The sequence below is a fragment of the Streptomyces puniciscabiei genome, assembly GCF_006715785.1.
Classification (GTDB): domain Bacteria; phylum Actinomycetota; class Actinomycetes; order Streptomycetales; family Streptomycetaceae; genus Streptomyces; species Streptomyces puniciscabiei.
In genome coordinates this window covers 483,670-500,152 of the sequence record NZ_VFNX01000002.1, presented here as the reverse complement: position 1 = coordinate 500,152, position 16,483 = coordinate 483,670, and the positions used below count along the sequence as shown (strand labels likewise).

The window sequence follows — 16,483 nt, the reverse complement described above, 5'->3', positions numbered from 1 at the left end:
GTTTCCCGAGGAGTGCACCGTGACCTCGACCAGCCTGCCGGACAGCCTGATCGCCACTCTCCCCGGCTCCGCCTACACGGATCCCGGCATCTTCGCCCAGGAACAGGAGCGCATCTTCGAGGCGATGTGGTTCTGCGTCGCCCGCTCCTCCGACCTGGCCAAGCCCGGCGCCTTCCGCACCGTGGACGTGGGACGCGAGAGCATCCTCGTCACCCGGGCCCGCGACAACTCCGTCCGCGCCTACTTCAACGTCTGCCGGCACCGCGGGGCCAAGCTCTGCACCGAGGAGACGGGCGAGGTCAAGCGTGCCTTCCAGTGCCCGTACCACGCCTGGACCTACGACCTGAACGGCAAGCTCGTCGCGGCGCCCAACCTCACCAAGATGCCCGACGTCGGCCGCACCGAGTACGGCCTGGTGAGCGTGGCCGTCCGCGAATGGCTCGGCTACGTCTGGGTGTGCCTCGCGGAGAACCCGCCCTCCTTCGAGGAGGACGTGATGGGGGCGGTGGTCGAGCGGCTCGGCGACACCGAGTCGATCGAGCGCTACGACGTCGAGAACCTGTCGGTGGGCAGGCGGATCGTCTACGACGTCAAGGCGAACTGGAAGCTCATCATCGAGAACTTCATGGAGTGCTACCACTGCGCCACGATCCACCCCGAACTCACGGAGGTCCTCCCGGAGTTCGCCGACGGCTACGCCGCGCAGTACTACGTCGGCCACGGCGCCGAGTTCGGTGCGGACATCCAGGGCTTCACCGTCGACGGCTCCGAGGGCCTGGACCGCATTCCGGGGGTGTCCGAGGATCAGGACCGCCGGTACTACGCGATCACCGTCAAGCCGCAGGTGTTCATCAACCTCGTGCCCGACCACGTGATCTTCCACCGCATGTACCCGGTGGCCGTCGACCGCACGATCGTCGAGTGCGACTGGCTCTACCTGCCGCACGTCGTGGAGAGCGGCAAGGACGTCAGCCGGTCCGTGGAGCTCTTCGACCGGGTCAACCGCCAGGACTTCGACGCCTGCGAACGCACCCAGCCGGGGATGAGCTCACGGCTGTACGCCAAGGGCGGCGTGCTCGTGCCCAGCGAGCACCACATCGGCGCCTTCCACGACTGGGTGAACGAGCGGCTCGGCACGCGCAACCGGGAATGACGGGGCGGCCGTGGCCCGCGCGGGGGGCGTACGCGGGCCGTGCGGCGGCCGTGCTCCGTGCGCTCAGCCGAGGTATCCCATCCGGTGGCTGATCTCCTCAGCGCCCTTGACCAGCACCGGGGCCAGCTCGTGCATGCGCTCCTCGGTGAACCGGTAGGAGGGTCCGGAGGCGCTGATCGACGCGATGACCTGGCCCTCCCGGTCACGGATCGGGGCGGCCATGGCGTGCAGCCCGATCTCCAGCTCCTCCAGCGTCCAGGCGTAACCGCGCTCCCGGGCCTCGGCGAGGTTCTTCTCCAGCTTCGCCTTCGCGGAGATCGTGTGAGGGGTCAGCTTCTTCAGGCCGGCGTCGCTCAGCAGCGCGGCGCGCTCCTTCGCGGGCAGGTGGGCCAGCATGATCTTGCCGCTGGAGGTGGCGTGCAGCGGGGTCAGCTGGCCGACCCAGTTGTGCGCGGTGACGGCGGCCGTGCCGCGCACCTGGTAGAGGTTGATCGCATAGTGCTCCTGCATCACGGCGATGTTGACCGTCTCGCCGATCTCCTCGGCAAGGCGCTCGCACACCGGACGACCCTGCTGGGTGATGTCGATGCGTCCCGTGACGGCGCCCGCCAGGCGTACGATGCCGAAGCCGAGCCGGTACTTTCCGCGCTCGCCCGACTGCTCCACGAGACCGCGCGCCTCCAGGGCGCCGAGCAGACGGAACGCGGTCGACTTGTGCACCTCGATCTCGCCGGCCACCTCGCTGACGCCGGCCTCGCCACGCTGGGCCAGGATCTCCAGGACGCTGATGGCGCGGTCGACGGACTGCACCCCGCCGGGCGGTGAACCGTTCGTTTCCGTATCCGGACTGTAGTTGCTCATAGCGAAACTATACGCGCAGTAAACAACATTCTTGCAAGTAACGCGCTGTGAACAAACTTCTTACAAGTTGCGCCGTCCGCAACCTAGTGCGCATAGCGATACCCGTACTAGCATGCGCGGCACATCAACGACGCGAGCGAGACGAGGCACCATGGCTCCCTTGCAGTACGACTTCGTCATCGTCGGCGGCGGGTCGGCCGGCAGCGCCCTGGCGAACCGGCTCTCGGCCGACCCCGGCAACCGGGTGCTGGTCCTGGAGGCCGGCCGCTCCGACTACCCGTGGGACGTCTTCATCCACATGCCCGCGGCGCTGACCTACCCCATCGGCAGCCGCTTCTACGACTGGAAGTACGAGTCCGAGCCCGAGCCCCACATGGGCGGCCGGCGCATCTACCACGCCCGGGGCAAGGTGCTCGGCGGCTCCAGCAGCATCAACGGCATGATCTTCCAGCGCGGCAACCCCATGGACTACGAGCGCTGGGCGGCCGACCCCGGCATGGAGACCTGGGACTACGCCCACTGCCTGCCGTACTTCCGCCGGATGGAGAACTGTCTGGCGGCCGACCCGGACGACGAGTTCCGCGGCCATGACGGCCCCCTCGTCCTGGAGCGCGGCCCCGCCACCAACCCGCTCTTCACCGCCTTCCTCAAGGCCACCCAGGAGGCGGGCTACGCCCCGACGGACGACGTCAACGGCTACCGTCAGGAGGGCTTCGCCAAGTTCGACCGCAATGTCCACCGCGGGCGGCGGCTGTCGGCCTCGAAGGCCTACCTCAAGCCCGCGATGAAGCGGCCGAACCTCACGGTGAAGACACGTGCCCTGGTCACCCGGGTGCTCTTCGAGGGCAAGCGGGCCGTCGGTGTGGAGTACCGGCGCGGCAAGGGCGCTCCCCAGCAGGTCCGCGCCGGCGAGGTCATCCTGTGCGGAGGCGCGATCAACTCCCCGCAACTGCTGCAGCTCTCCGGCGTCGGCAACGCCGAGGAACTGCGCGCCCTCGGCATCGACGTCGTGCACGACCTGCCGGGCGTCGGCGAGAACATGCAGGACCACCTGGAGGTGTACGTCCAGTACGCCTGCAAGCAGCCCGTGTCCATGCAGCCGTACATGGCGAAGTGGCGCGCCCCCTTCATCGGACTGCAGTGGCTGTTCCGCACCGGCCCGGCGGCCACCAACCACTTCGAGGCGGGCGGCTTCGCCCGCAGCAACGAGGACGTGGACTATCCCAACCTGATGTTCCACTTCCTGCCGATCGCCGTCCGCTACGACGGCTCCTCGCCGGCCGGCGGCCACGGCTACCAGGTGCACGTCGGGCCCATGTACTCGGACGCCATCGGCTCGGTGAAGATCAAGAGCAGGGACCCCCGGGAGAAGCCCGCGCTGCGCTTCAACTACCTCTCCACCGAGCAGGACCGCCGGGAGTGGGTCGAGGCGATCCGCGTCGCCCGCAGGATCCTCAACCAGCCCGCCCTCGCCCCCTACAACGACGGCGAGATCTCGCCCGGGCCCTCCGTCGAGACCGACGAGGAGATCCTCGCCTGGGTGGCGAAGGAGGGCGAGACCGCCCTGCACCCCTCGTGCACCTGCAAGATGGGCACCGACGGGATGTCCGTCGTCGACCCGCTGAGCATGAGGGTGCACGGCCTGTCCGGGCTGCGCGTGGTGGACGCCTCGGTCATGCCGTACGTCACCAACGGCAACATCTACGCACCGGTGATGATGATCGCGGAGAAGGCCGCCGACCTCATCCTCGGCAGGGAGCCGCTGGAGCCGTCGAAGGCCGCCTACTACCGGCACCGCGACGCCCAGAAGCAGGCCGGGTAGAGCATGGGCGCCCAGGCGCTGCGGGCGCTGCTCGGCCGCGTCCGCTACGAGGTGCTGCCGGCGGAGCCGACGGAGGAGAAGGTCCTCGCCCATGTGCCCCGCGACGTCGTGGTCACGGTCACCGCGTCGCCGGTCAAGGGGCTGGAGCCGACGCTCGGCCTCACCGAGCGCCTCGCGGCGCACGGCTACCGTGTCGTCCCGCACGTGCCCGCACGGCTGCTGCGGGACGACGCCCATCTGAAGGACGTGGCCGAGCGGCTGCGCGCGGCGCGGGTGGACGACGTGTTCGTGCCGGCGGGAGACGCCGACCCGCCGGCGGGGCCGTACGACGGCGCGCTGCCGGTGCTGCGGGGGCTGAGTGACATGGGCAGGCCCTTCACCGAGCTGGGCATCACCGGCTATCCGGAGAGCCATCCGCTCATCCACGACGACATCACCATCCAGTCGATGTGGGACAAGCGGACGCACGCCACGTACATCGTCAGCAACCTGTGCTTCGACCCGCGCGTCCTCGGCGACTGGATCACCAGGCTCCGGCGCCGCGACATCACCCTGCCCGTGTACGTGGGCGTCGCCGGGCCGGTCCAGCGGGGGAAGCTGCTGGCCATGGCGACGAAGATCGGGGTGGGGGAGTCGACGCGCTTCCTCACCCGGCACCCGTCCTGGTTCCTGCGGTTTTCGGCCCCCGGCGGATACGCCCCCGAGCGGCTGCTCGGCCGCGGTGCGGAGGCGCTCACGGGGCCCGCGGCCGCGGTGGCCGGCCTGCACCTGTTCACCTTCAACCAGATCGCCGAGACGGAGCGCTGGCGCCGGGCCCTGCTGGACCGGCTGGCCGCCTGAAATCGGCATCCGCCGACCCCTTGACGGGCGTCGGCCCGGTCGGACAGGGTGTTCCACCACAAGCAATACAGTGCACAATACGCAACGAAGCTCCTTTGAAGGGCGCGGCCGTGGCAGATCTGTACGTGGACGGAGAATGGCGCGCTGCGGTGGCCGGCGGCCACCGGGAGATCCGCTGTCCGGCGGACGGCACGCTGGTCGCGACGGTCTCGGAGGCGACCCGCCCCGACACCGAGGCGGCGATCGCCGCGGCCCGGCGCGCCTTCGACGAGGGCCCCTGGCCCCGCACCCCCGAGCGGGAGCGCGGCGCACTGCTGCTGCGCACCGCCGACGTCATCGAGCGCGACGCCAAGGAGTTCGCCCGCGCCGAATCCCTCGACACCGGCAAGCGCCTGGTCGAGAGCGAGTACGACATCGCCGACGTCGTCTCCTGCTTCCGCTACTACGGCGGCATCGCCGGCACCAGCGCCGGACGGGTGGTCGACACCGGACGCGACGACGCCCTCAGCCGGGTCACCTACGAGCCCGTCGGCGTGTGCGGACTGATCACCCCCTGGAACTACCCGCTGCTCCAGGCCAGTTGGAAGGTCGCCCCGGCCCTGCTCGCGGGCAACACCGTGGTCCTCAAGCCCAGTGAGCTCACCCCCTCCACCTCCGTCCTGCTGATGAAGGCCCTGCAGGAGGCGGGGCTCCCGGCCGGCGCCGCCAATCTGGTGCTGGGCACCGGAGCCGAGGCGGGTGCACCGCTCGCCGAGCACCCGGCCGTCGACATGGTGTCCTTCACCGGAGGCGTGGACACCGGGCGGCACATCATGGCCACCGCGGCGGCGACGGTGAAGAAGGTCGCGCTGGAGCTGGGCGGGAAGAACCCGAACGTCGTCTTCGCCGACGCCGACTTCGAGACCGCCGTCGACTTCGCGCTCACCGCCGTCTTCCTGCACTCCGGTCAGGTCTGCTCGGCCGGCGCCCGCCTGATCGTCGAGGACTCCCTCCACGACGCCTTCGTCGACGAGGTCGTGCGCCGCGCCCGGCGGATCCGGCTCGGCGGGCCGTTCGACACCGAGGCCGAGACCGGCGCGCTGATCTCCGCACAACACCGCGACAAGGTCGAGGCGTACGTCGCCGCAGGCCTCGCCGAGGGCGCCGTGCTGCGCTGCGGCGGCACACGCCCCGACGACCCCGCGCTCGCGGACGGCTTCTACTACCCGCCCACCGTCCTCGACGAGTGCCGCCAGGACATGCGGGTGGTGCACGAGGAGTCCTTCGGACCCGTGCTCACCGTCGAGCGCTTCCACGACGAGGACGACGCCGTCCGGATCGCCAACGACACGGAGTACGGCCTCGCCGGAGCCGTCTGGACGCAGGACGCGGGCAAGGCCCAGCGGGTGGCCCGCAGGCTGCGCCACGGCACCGTGTGGATCAACGACTACCACCCCTACGTGCCGCAAGCGGAATGGGGTGGGTTCGGGCGCTCGGGCGTGGGCCGCGAGCTGGGGCCGACCGGCCTCGACGAGTACCGAGAGCCCAAGCACGTCTGGCAGAACATCCAACCCCGGCCGCAGCACTGGTTCCGCGGCTGAACGCCGAAGAGAGGTCGATCATGACCCCAGCACAGACCGAGGTGTCGCAGCGGCGCGACACGTCCCAGGACCCCACGGACCGCACCCCGGTCATCTCCGTGCGCCGGCTGTGGAAGGTGTTCGGGCCGAAGGCCGACGAAGTGCCGGGTTCCAAGGAGCTGTGCGGACTGACCCGCCGAGAGCTCATGGACCGCACCGGCTGCACCGCCGCCGTACGGGACGTCGACTTCGACGTGTCGCCCGGCGAGGTCTTCGTCGTCATGGGCCTGTCCGGATCCGGCAAGTCCACCCTGGTGCGATGTCTGACCCGGCTGATCGAACCCACCGCCGGAGAAGTCGTCTTCGAGGGCGAGGACATCCGGGGCGCCGACCCGGGGCGGCTGCGCGAGCTGCGGCGCAGCAAGTTCTCCATGGTCTTCCAGCACTTCGGTCTGCTGCCGCACCGCAGGGTCGTCGACAACGTGGCGTTCGGCCTGGAGATCCGGGGCATGGGCAAGGCCGAGCGCACCAGGCGCGCGCTGGAGACCGTCGAACTGGTGGGCCTGGCCGGGTACGAGAACTCCTACCCCGACCAGCTCTCCGGCGGTATGCAGCAGCGCGTCGGCCTCGCCCGCGCCCTCGCCGGCGACCCCGACGTCCTCTTCTTCGACGAGCCCTTCTCCGCGCTCGACCCGCTGATCCGCCGCGACATGCAGAGCGAGGTCATCCGCCTGCACCGCGAGGTCGGCAAGACCATGGTGTTCATCACCCACGACCTCTCCGAGGCCCTGAAGCTGGGCGACCGCATCCTGATCATGCGCGACGGCAAGACCGTGCAGTGCGGCACCGGTGACGAACTGGTCGGCGCCCCGGCGGACGACTACGTACGCGACTTCGTGAAGGACGTGCCGCGCGGCGATGTCCTCACCCTGCGCTGGATCATGCGCCCGGTGGAGCCCGAAGACGCCTTGGACGGACCGGAGTTGGGGCCCGACGTCGTGGTGCGTGAAGCCACCCGGACCGTGCTGGCCGCCCACCGGCCCGTCAAGGTCGTGGAGAACGGCGAGCTGCTCGGCATCGTCGGCGACGAGGAGATCCTCTCCGTCGTCGCGGGACAGGCAGCCGGTCAGGAAGGCGGTGCGTGATGGCCGTGGCCGCCGACGCGACCGCGCCGGTCGCGACGATACGCAAGAAGGTCGGCCGCCCCATGGTGGTGGCGGCGATACTGCTCGCCTGGCTGGTGCTCTTCGCCGCGCTGCGCGGCCGGCAGACGCTCACCCTCGCCGCGGCGGACCTCACCGGCCTGCACCGCTGGCTGAACGACCTCAACGACAGCATCGGGGCCAACCGCAACTCCAACCCGCTCTTCCTGTACTTCTTCAATGAGATCCGGCTGGCCATCGACAACCTGGTGACCTTCGTCCAGTCCCTGATCTCCCAGCCCACCGGCACCCGCCCGGTCCCGCAGATCGGCTGGCTCGGCGTCGTCGGGCTCACCGGCTACGTCTCCTGGGCCGTGGGCAACTGGCGGGTCGCGCTGCTGGCGGTCGCCGGCTTCACCTTCTTCGGGCTGCAGGGCCTGTGGCAGGAGAGCATGGACACCCTGGCGCTGACCCTGTCGGCGGTCCTCGTGGCGCTGCTCATCGGCATCCCGCTGGGCGTCTGGGCCGGTCTCTCCGACCGGTTCAACCGGATCATGACGCCCTTCCTGGACTTCATGCAGACGATGCCGACCTTCGTCTACCTCGCCCCGCTGACCCTGATCTTCCTGATCGGCGGGGCCTCCGCAGTGATCACCACGGTGATCTACGCGGCACCGCCCGCCATCCGCATCACCGCGCACGCCATCCGCTCCGTGCCCGAGACCACCGTCGAGGCGGCCGACTCGCTCGGCACCACGCGGACGCAGCAGCTGCTGAAGGTACTGCTGCCGATGTCGAAGCGCACGGTCGTCATGGGCGTCAACCAGACCATCATGGCCGCCCTGGCCATGGTGACCATCGCCGCGCTGATCGATGCGCCCGGCCTCGGCAAGACCGTCGTACAGGCCCTGCAGTCGCTCGACGTCGGTACGGCGTTCAACGCCGGCCTGGCCATCGTCGTCATGGCCATCGTGCTCGACCGGGTCACCACGGCGGCCGCCGGACGCGCCGACGCCGCCCGGCGCAGCGGCGGCCGCCTGACGAAGTGGCGCCGCCCGCTGCTGGTGGCGGGCGGGATCGGCACCGCCGTCCTCGTCTACCTGTCCCACACCTACGTCTGGGCGGCCCAGTTCCCCGGCAACGGCAGCACCGGCAGCCACATCGCGAGCGCGGCCGACACGACGACCACCTGGCTGCAGGACCACCTCTCGGGGGTGACCAACGGCGTCCGGGACGTCATCACCAACGGCCTGCTGAACCCGTTCCAGACGCTGCTCACGGACTCCCCGTGGTGGCTCGTCGGCGTCACCCTGGTCGCGCTCGGCGCGGTGCTCGGCGGCCGCTGGGCGGCGGTGACGGCCGCGGTGTGCGTCGGGCTGCTGGTCGGTACGGGCGTGTGGTCGGACAGCATGACGACCCTCGCCTCCACGGCCGTGGCCACGGTGCTGGTGATGCTGTTCGGCGCCGTCTTCGGCGTCTGGATGGGCCGCAGCGCCCTCGTGGACCGGCTGGTGCGGCCCACCCTGGACGCCGCCCAGGTCATGCCGCCGTTCGTCTATCTGGTGCCGTTCCTGGCCCTCTTCGGAGCCACCCGGTTCACCGCGATCGTCGCGGCCGTCGTCTACGCGGCGCCCGTCGCCATCAAGATCATCGCGGACGGTGTGCGGAACGTGTCCGAGTCCACCGTGGAGGCGGCCACCTCCGCCGGGTGCAACACCTGGCAGATCATCACCAAGGTCCAACTGCCGATGGCACGCAGTGCCCTGACCCTCGCGACCAACCAGGGTCTGATCTATGTGCTGTCGATGGTTGTGGTGGGCGGCCTGGTAGGGGCGGGCGCCCTCGGCTACGACGTCGTGGCCGGATTCTCGCAGGGACAGCTGTACGGGAAGGGGCTGGCGGCAGGGATCGCCATCGTACTGCTGGGAGTCATGTTCGACCGGATCACTCAGGCTGCGGCGCGACGCACCAGGGCATAAGGAGCACGACACCATGGCAAGACACTGGCGAGCCGGCGCGGCCGGCCTGGCCGTCCTCGGCCTCACCCTCACCGCCTGCTCGGGCGCGAAGGTCGGCGACAGCACCTCCGCGGGCGCGAAGTCCTCGGGCGGCAAGTGCGGCACCTTCGATTTGGCCGTCAACCCGTGGGTCGGCTACGAGGCGGACGCGGCGGTCGTCGCGTACGTGGCGCAGCACGACCTCGGCTGTACGGTCAACAAGAAGGACCTGAAGGAGGAGATCGCCTGGCAGGGCTTCGGGACCGGCGAGGTCGACGCCGTCCTGGAGAACTGGGGCCACGACGATCTGAAGAAGAAGTACATCAGCGGGCAGCAGACCGCCGTGGAGGCGGGCTCCACGGGCAACAAGGGGGTCATCGGCTGGTTCGTGCCGCCGTGGCTGGCCAAGGCTCACCCGGACATCACCGACTGGAAGAACCTCAACAAGTACGCCGACAAATTCAAGACCTCCGAGTCGGGCGGCAAGGGCCAGCTGCTCGACGGCGACCCGTCGTACGTCACCAACGACGCCGCCCTGGTCAAGAACCTGAAGCTGGACTTCAAGGTGGTGTACGCGGGCAGTGAGACCGCGCTCATCCAGGCCTACCGCACCGCCGAGAAGAACAAGCAGTGGATGATCGGCTACTTCTACGAACCGCAGTGGTTCCTGTCGGAAGTGCCGTTGGTGAAGGTCAACCTGCCCACGTACACGAAGGGCTGCGACGCCGACGCGGCGAAGGTGGCCTGTGACTATCCCGTGTACGACCTGGACAAGATCGTCTCAGCGCGGTTCGCCAAGTCGGGCAGCCCGGCGTACAAGCTGGTGAAGAACTTCCACTGGACGAACGACGACCAGAACACCGTGGCCAAGTACATCGCCGTGGACAAGATGTCGGACGACGCGGCGGCCAAGAAGTGGGTCGACGCCAACCGCGACAAGGTCGACACCTGGCTGAAGTAGCGGAGGGTCGGAAAAGGGCCGGCCGAGGACGCCCGGCGGGCGGTGCGCACCCGTGCGCACCGCCCGCCGGGCATTGCCGTGTTCCGGGGCGTTTTCCGACGTCACCGACCCCTTGACACCCTGCAGGGCGACAGGCACATTGAGTTGCGCAACCTGAACCTAGTTGCGCAACAAGCAACTGAACCGGTCTCAAGTTCGGAGGTTGGGCGATGGCGGGACCCCGAGTGGTCATCATCGGAGCGGGTGTCGTGGGAGCGGCCCTCGCGGACGAGATCTCCGCACGCGGCTGGACCGAGGTGACCGTGGTCGACCAGGGCCCCCTCCCGGCCACCGGGGGCTCCAGCTCGCACGCCCCGGGCCTGGTCTTCCAGACGAACCCCTCGAAGACCATGACGGAGCTGGCCCGGTACACCGTCGAGAAGTTCTGCTCCCTGGAGGTGGACGGCAGGCCCTGCTTCCTCCAGGTCGGCGGCCTCGAGGTGGCGACCAGCCCCGAGCGCCTCGCCGAGCTCCGGCGCCGTCACGGCTGGATCACCGCCTGGGGCATCGAGGCGCGCCTGCTGACCCCGGACGAGTGCGTGGAGAAGCACCCGCTGGTCGACCGCGACAAGGTCCTCGGCGGCCTCCTCGTCCCCACCGACGGCCTCGCCAAGGCCGTCCTGGCCGTGGAGGCGCAGATCCGCCGGGCCACCGAGCGCGGCGTGCGCTTCCTCGCCCGGCACGAGGTCCTCGACGTCCCGCAGAGCGAGGGCCGCGTCACCGGCGTGGTGACCGACCAGGGCGAGATCGAAGCCGACATCGTCGTGTGCTGTGCCGGCATCTGGGGCCCGAAGATCGCCCGCATGGTCGGCATGAACCTGCCGCTCACCCCGCTCGCCCACCAGCTCGCCTGGACCGGCCCGGTCCCCGCCCTCGCCGGCCAGACCGAGGAGGCGGTCCGCCCGATCCTGCGCCACCAGGACGCCGACCTCTACTACCGCGACCGCTTCGACGGCCTCGGTATCGGCTACTACGGCCACCGCCCGATGCCGGTCTCCGCCGACGACATCCTCTCCGTGGACGAGGCCGAGGAGATGCCCTCGGTCCTGAAGTTCACCGAGGAGGACTTCGAGCCCGCCTGGACCGAGACCCAGTCCCTGCTCCCGGCGACCAAGGAGGCGAAGGTCGAGGAGGGCATCAACGGCCTGTTCTCCTTCACCACCGACGGCTACCCGCTGCTCGGCGAGTCCCGCGACGTCAAGGGCTTCTGGGTCGCCGAGGCCGTCTGGGTCACCCACTCCGCGGGCGTCGGCCGGGCCGTCGCCGAATGGCTGGTCGACGGCCACTGCTCCTCATTCGACCTGCACGAGTGCGACGTCAACCGCTTCGAGCCGCACCAGCTCTCGCCGGAGTACGTCCTGGCCCGCGACTGCCAGAACTTCGTCGAGGTCTACGACATCCTCCACCCCCTCCAGCCGTCCGGGAAGCCGCGCCCGATCCGCACCAGCCCCTTCTACGCCCGCCAGCAGGAACACGGCGCGTTCTTCCTGGAGGCGAACGGCTGGGAGCGCCCCCAGTGGTACGAGGCCAACGCCTCCCTGGTCGAAGGCCGCGGCATCCCCACCCCCAACGACTGGGCGGCCCGCTACTGGTCGCCCATCGTCGGCGCCGAGGCCCAGGTCACCCGCGAGAAGGTCGCGATGTACGACATGACGGCCCTCAAGCGCCTGGAGGTCAGCGGCCCCGGAGCCGCCGACTTCCTGGAGGGCCTGGTCACCGGCAAGGTCGCCAAGTCCGTCGGCTCCGTGACGTACACGCTGCTCCTGGACCACGACGGCGGCATCCGCAGCGACATCACCGTCGCCCGCCTCGCCCGCGACCGCTTCCAGGTCGGCGCCAACGGCAACCTGGACCTCGACTGGTTCACCCGCCACCTGCCCGCCGACGGCCGCGTCCAGGTCCGCGACATCACCGCCGGCACCTGCTGCATCGGCCTGTGGGGCCCGCTCGCCCGCGAGGTGCTGCAGCCGCTCACCGACGAGGACTTCTCCAACGAGGGTCTCAAGTACTTCCGGGCCAAGCACGCCTACATCGGTTCGGTGCCGGTCACCGCCATGCGACTGTCGTACGTCGGCGAGCTCGGCTGGGAGCTCTACACGACCGCCGACCAGGGCCAGAAGCTGTGGGACACCCTGTGGGCCGCGGCCGAGCCGCTCGGCGGCGTCATCGCCGGCCGCGGCGCCTTCAACAGCCTCCGCCTGGAGAAGGGCTACCGCTCCTTCGGCACCGACATGACCTACGAGCACGACCCGTACGAGGCCGGCGTCGGTTTCGCCGTCAGGCTCGACAAGGGCGACTTCATCGGCAAGGCCGCGCTGTTGCTCCGCAAGGAGAACGTGGGGCGCAGGCTGACGTGCCTCACCATCGATGACCCGCAGTCGGTGGTGATGGGCAAGGAGCCGGTGTACGACGGTCACCGGGCCGTCGGCTACGTCACCAGCGCGGCGTACGGCTACACCATCGGCAAGGGCATCGCCTACGCCTGGCTCCCGGCGGAGCTGAGCGAGCCCGGTACGGCTGTGCGCATCGGCTACTTCGACCAGCGCGTGGAGGCGGTCGTCGCCGAGGAGCCGTTGTTCGACCCGGCGATGTCTCGGCTCCGTGGATGAGTTCGTAGGGGGTGCCGCCATGGGTTGTTCTTCGGCTGCGGCTTCGCCGTGGCTGGGCGCGCAGTTCCCCGCGCCCCTTACGGGGCGCCTCAGCTCACGCTCTTGGAAGGAGTACCGGCTGTGACCGCACAGCTGCTTGACGGCAAGGTGACTGCCGCTGACATCCGTCGCGAACTCGCCGAGCGCGTGGCCAAGTTGACGGCCACCACCGGACGCCCGCCGGGCCTCGGTACCGTCCTCGTCGGCGACGACCCCGGCAGCCACGCCTACGTCGCCGGGAAGCACCGCGACTGCGCTCAGGTCGGCATCGCCTCGCTGCGCCGCGAACTGCCCGCCGACGCAACCCAGCGGCAGGTCGAGGACGTCATCGACGAGCTCAACGCCGACCCGGCCTGCACCGGCTACATCGTCCAGCTCCCCCTGCCGCGCCACCTGGACGCAGGCGCCGTCCTGGAGCGCATGGACCCCGCCAAGGACGCCGACGGACTGCACCCGGTCAACCTCGGCCGGCTCACCCTCGGCGTCGAGGCGCCCCTGCCGTGCACCCCGCGCGGCATCGTCGAACTGCTGCGCCGCTACGACGTCCCGCTCGCCGGAGCGCGGGTGTGCGTGGTCGGCCGGGGCATCACGGTCGGACGGCCCATCGGGCTGCTGCTCACCCGCAGGTCCGAGAACGCCACCGTCACCCTGTGCCACACCGGAACCAAGGGCCTGGCCTGGCACGTGCGCGAGGCGGACATCGTCGTCGCGGCGGCCGGCTCGCCGGGACTGATCACCAAGGACATGCTGCGCCCCGGCGCGGCCGTCCTGGACGTCGGCATCACCCGCACCGAGCACGGGCTCGTCGGCGACGTCCACCCGGAGGCCGCCGGGGTCGCCGGATGGCTCGCCCCGATGCCCGGGGGAGTGGGACCCATGACCCGGGCGATGCTGCTCGCCAACGTCGTCGAGGCCGCCGAGAGGAACGCGACCGCCGTATGAACGCCCTGAACACGCCCCTGGCGGAGCTGGACCCCGAGGTCCACGAAGCCCTTCGCGCCGAGCTGCACCGCCAGCAGACCACCCTGGAGATGATCGCCTCCGAGAACTTCGCGCCCACCGCCGTGATGGAGGCGCAGGGCTCGGTCGCGACCAACAAGTACGCCGAGGGATACCCCGGCCGCCGCTACTACGGCGGCTGCGAGCACGTCGACGTCATGGAGCGGCTGGCGATCGAGCGGATCAAGTCCCTGTTCGGCGCCGGATACGCCAATGTCCAGCCGCACTCGGGGGCCCAGGCGAACACCGCCGTGTTCTTCGCCCTCCTCCAGCCCGGCGACACCGTCCTCGGCCTCGACCTCGCGCACGGCGGCCATCTCACGCACGGCATGCGCCTCAACTACAGCGGCAAGATGCTCGACGTCGTCCCGTACCACGTCTCCGAGCAGGACTACCTCGTGGACATGGACGAGGTGGAGCGGCTCGCCAAGGAGCACCGCCCCAAGATGATCATCGCGGGCTGGTCGGCGTACCCGAGGCAGCTGGACTTCGCGGCCTTCCGCCGGATCGCCGACGAGGTCGGTGCCCTCCTCATGGTCGACATGGCACATTTCGCGGGCCTGGTAGCCGCCGGACTGCATCCCAGCCCCGTCCCGCACGCCCACGTGGTCACCACCACCACGCACAAGACCCTCGGCGGGCCCCGCGGCGGCGTCATCCTCACCAACGACGCCGACCTCGCCAAGAAGATCAACTCGGCGGTGTTCCCGGGCATGCAGGGCGGCCCGCTGGAGCACGTCATCGCCGCGAAGGCGGTCTCCTTCAGGGTCGCGGCGTCCCCCGAGTTCGCCGAGCGCCAGGCCCGTACCCTCGCGGGCGCACGCATCCTCGCCGAGCGCCTCACCCGTACCGACGCGGCCGCGGCCGGAGTGAAGGTGCTGACGGGCGGCACGGACGTCCACCTCGTCCTCGTCGACCTGCGGGACTCGTCCCTGGACGGCCGGCAGGCCGAAGACCTCCTCCACCGGATCGGCATCACCGTCAACCGCAACGCCGTCCCCTTCGACCCGCGCCCGCCCATGGTCACCTCCGGCCTGCGCATCGGTACCCCCGCGCTGGCCACCCGGGGCTTCACCGAGGACGACTTCGCCGAGGTCGCCGACGTGATCGCGCTGGCCCTCCAGCCCGAGCCGGACGTGGCCGCCCTGCGCGCCCGCACCGAGGCGCTGGCCGCCAAGCACCCGCTCTACCCGCACCTTTCCGGCCCTTCAGGAGACGCCCGATGACTCCTCGTACCCCCGGCGCCGACCTGCCCGACCACCCGGACCGGCTCTGGCGCACCCCCGCGCCCAAGCGGTCGTACGACGTGGTGATCGTGGGCGGCGGCGGCCACGGCCTGGCCACCGCCCACTACCTGGCGAAGAACCACGGCATCACCAACGTCGCCGTGCTGGAGAAGGGCTGGCTCGCGGGCGGCAACATGGCCCGCAACACCACGATCATCCGCTCCAACTACCTGTGGGACGAGAGCGCGGGCATCTACGAGCACGCCCTCAAACTGTGGGAAGGCCTGGAGGAGGAGCTCGACTACCCGATCCTCTTCTCCCAGCGCGGCGTGCTGAACCTCGCCCACAGCCTGCAGGACGTCCGCGACAGCGTCCGACGCGTCGAGGCCAACCGGCTCAACGGTGTCGACGCCGAGTGGCTCGACGCCGAGCAGGTCAAAGAGGTCTGCCCGATCGTCAACGTCTCACCGGACGTGCGCTACCCGGTCCTCGGCGGCACCTACCAGCCGCGCGCCGGCATCGCCAAGCACGACTACGTCGCCTGGGGCTTCGCCCGCTCCGCGGACGCCGCCGGGATCGACATCATCCAGAACTGCGAGGTCACCGGCCTGGACGTGGTCGGCGGCCGGGTGGTCGGCGTCCAGACGTCCCTGGGCCCGATCGCCGCGGGCAAGGTGGCCCTGTGCTCGGCCGGCCACACCTCGGTCCTCGCAGCCATGGCGGGCATCGAACTGCCGCTGCAGAGCCACCCCTTGCAGGCGCTGGTGTCGGAGCTCCTGGAGCCGGTTCACCCGACCGTCGTCATGTCCAACGCCGTCCACGTGTACGTCAGCCAGGCGCACAAGGGCGAGCTGGTGATGGGTGCGGGCATCGACGCGTACAACTCCTACACCCAGCGCGGCGCGTTCCACATCATCGAGGAGCAGATGTCGGCGGCCCTGGAACTCTTCCCGGTCTTCGCCCGGGCCCATGTGCTGCGCACCTGGGGAGGCATCGTCGACGTCAGCCCGGACGCCTCGCCCATCGTCGGCCTCACCCCGGTCGACAACCTCTACCTCAACTGCGGCTGGGGGACGGGCGGTTTCAAGGCCACCCCCGGTGTCGGCTGGGTCTACGCCCACACCATCGCCCACGACACACCCCACGTCCTGAACGCCCCCTTCTCGCTCGACCGTTTCACCACCGGCGCGCTCGTCGACGAGCACGGCGCGGCCGCGGTGGCCCACTAGGGAGCCG

12 protein-coding genes are annotated in these 16,483 nt (G+C 70.1%); 11 read left to right on the top strand and 1 reads right to left on the bottom strand.

What is annotated here, in order from left to right; all coding sequences use genetic code 11:
- The first annotated feature begins 19 nt into the window (after positions 1 to 19).
- Positions 20 to 1,153 carry an aromatic ring-hydroxylating oxygenase subunit alpha gene (locus FB563_RS33130; protein WP_055703954.1) on the top strand — a complete coding sequence of 378 codons (1,134 nt, stop codon included), beginning with the start codon at positions 20 to 22 and terminating at the stop codon, positions 1,151 to 1,153.
- A 63-nt stretch (positions 1,154 to 1,216) separates the two neighbouring features.
- On the opposite strand, the gene FB563_RS33125 is transcribed toward FB563_RS33130, so the two are convergent.
- Positions 1,217 to 2,014, bottom strand: a complete 798-nt coding sequence (locus FB563_RS33125) for an IclR family transcriptional regulator (protein ID WP_055703955.1) — start codon at positions 2,012 to 2,014, stop codon at positions 1,217 to 1,219.
- 151 nt (positions 2,015 to 2,165) lie between these two features.
- Here FB563_RS33125 and betA point away from each other — a divergent pair, with 151 nt between their 5' ends.
- The 10 genes from betA (at position 2,166) to FB563_RS33075 (ending at position 16,476) form a co-directional block, all read left to right on the top strand.
- Positions 2,166 to 3,836: a choline dehydrogenase gene (betA, locus tag FB563_RS33120; protein WP_055703956.1), complete on the top strand. Its 1,671-nt coding sequence runs from the start codon at positions 2,166 to 2,168 to the stop codon at positions 3,834 to 3,836.
- Positions 3,837 to 3,839: 3 nt separating this feature from the next.
- Positions 3,840 to 4,676, top strand: a complete 837-nt coding sequence (locus FB563_RS33115; RefSeq protein WP_055703957.1) for a methylenetetrahydrofolate reductase — start codon at positions 3,840 to 3,842, stop codon at positions 4,674 to 4,676.
- Between the two features lie 110 nt (positions 4,677 to 4,786).
- On the top strand, positions 4,787 to 6,256 hold the full coding sequence (locus tag FB563_RS33110) for an aldehyde dehydrogenase family protein (protein WP_055703997.1): 1,470 nt from the start codon (positions 4,787 to 4,789) through the stop codon (positions 6,254 to 6,256).
- Between the two features lie 20 nt (positions 6,257 to 6,276).
- Positions 6,277 to 7,380, top strand: a complete 1,104-nt coding sequence (locus FB563_RS33105) for a quaternary amine ABC transporter ATP-binding protein (RefSeq protein WP_055703958.1) — start codon at positions 6,277 to 6,279, stop codon at positions 7,378 to 7,380.
- Positions 7,380 to 9,356: an ABC transporter permease gene (locus FB563_RS33100; RefSeq protein WP_055703959.1), complete on the top strand. Its 1,977-nt coding sequence runs from the start codon at positions 7,380 to 7,382 to the stop codon at positions 9,354 to 9,356. The genes FB563_RS33105 and FB563_RS33100 overlap by 1 nt, the downstream gene beginning before the upstream one ends.
- A 13-nt stretch (positions 9,357 to 9,369) precedes the next feature.
- A complete protein-coding gene (locus FB563_RS33095; RefSeq protein ID WP_055703960.1) occupies positions 9,370 to 10,335 on the top strand; it encodes an ABC transporter substrate-binding protein in 966 nt (321 codons plus the stop codon).
- A 209-nt stretch (positions 10,336 to 10,544) separates the two neighbouring features.
- Positions 10,545 to 12,983: a GcvT family protein gene (locus FB563_RS33090; RefSeq protein WP_055703961.1), complete on the top strand. Its 2,439-nt coding sequence runs from the start codon at positions 10,545 to 10,547 to the stop codon at positions 12,981 to 12,983.
- A 120-nt stretch (positions 12,984 to 13,103) separates the two neighbouring features.
- The gene (locus FB563_RS33085) at positions 13,104 to 13,964 is read left to right on the top strand and encodes a bifunctional methylenetetrahydrofolate dehydrogenase/methenyltetrahydrofolate cyclohydrolase (protein ID WP_055703962.1); all 861 of its coding nucleotides are present in this window, start codon (positions 13,104 to 13,106) and stop codon (positions 13,962 to 13,964) included.
- A complete protein-coding gene (gene glyA / locus FB563_RS33080; protein ID WP_055703963.1) occupies positions 13,961 to 15,247 on the top strand; it encodes a serine hydroxymethyltransferase in 1,287 nt (428 codons plus the stop codon). The genes FB563_RS33085 and glyA overlap by 4 nt, the downstream gene beginning before the upstream one ends.
- Positions 15,244 to 16,476, top strand: a complete 1,233-nt coding sequence (locus FB563_RS33075; RefSeq protein WP_055703964.1) for a sarcosine oxidase subunit beta family protein — start codon at positions 15,244 to 15,246, stop codon at positions 16,474 to 16,476. Before glyA ends, FB563_RS33075 begins: the two co-directional genes overlap by 4 nt.
- Positions 16,477 to 16,483: the final 7 nt, after the last annotated feature.

Bases quoted from the DNA above. Each gene is read 5' to 3' on its own strand.
- FB563_RS33125 (WP_055703955.1), bottom strand. From the start codon at position 2,014: ATGAGCAACTACAGTCCGGATACGGAAACGAACGGTTCACCGCCCGGC.
- betA (WP_055703956.1), top strand. From the start codon at position 2,166: ATGGCTCCCTTGCAGTACGACTTCGTCATCGTCGGCGGCGGGTCGGCC.
- FB563_RS33115 (WP_055703957.1), top strand. From the start codon at position 3,840: ATGGGCGCCCAGGCGCTGCGGGCGCTGCTCGGCCGCGTCCGCTACGAG.
- FB563_RS33105 (WP_055703958.1), top strand. From the start codon at position 6,277: ATGACCCCAGCACAGACCGAGGTGTCGCAGCGGCGCGACACGTCCCAG.
- FB563_RS33100 (WP_055703959.1), top strand. From the start codon at position 7,380: ATGGCCGTGGCCGCCGACGCGACCGCGCCGGTCGCGACGATACGCAAG.
- FB563_RS33095 (WP_055703960.1), top strand. From the start codon at position 9,370: ATGGCAAGACACTGGCGAGCCGGCGCGGCCGGCCTGGCCGTCCTCGGC.
- FB563_RS33090 (WP_055703961.1), top strand. From the start codon at position 10,545: ATGGCGGGACCCCGAGTGGTCATCATCGGAGCGGGTGTCGTGGGAGCG.
- glyA (WP_055703963.1), top strand. From the start codon at position 13,961: ATGAACGCCCTGAACACGCCCCTGGCGGAGCTGGACCCCGAGGTCCAC.
- FB563_RS33075 (WP_055703964.1), top strand. From the start codon at position 15,244: ATGACTCCTCGTACCCCCGGCGCCGACCTGCCCGACCACCCGGACCGG.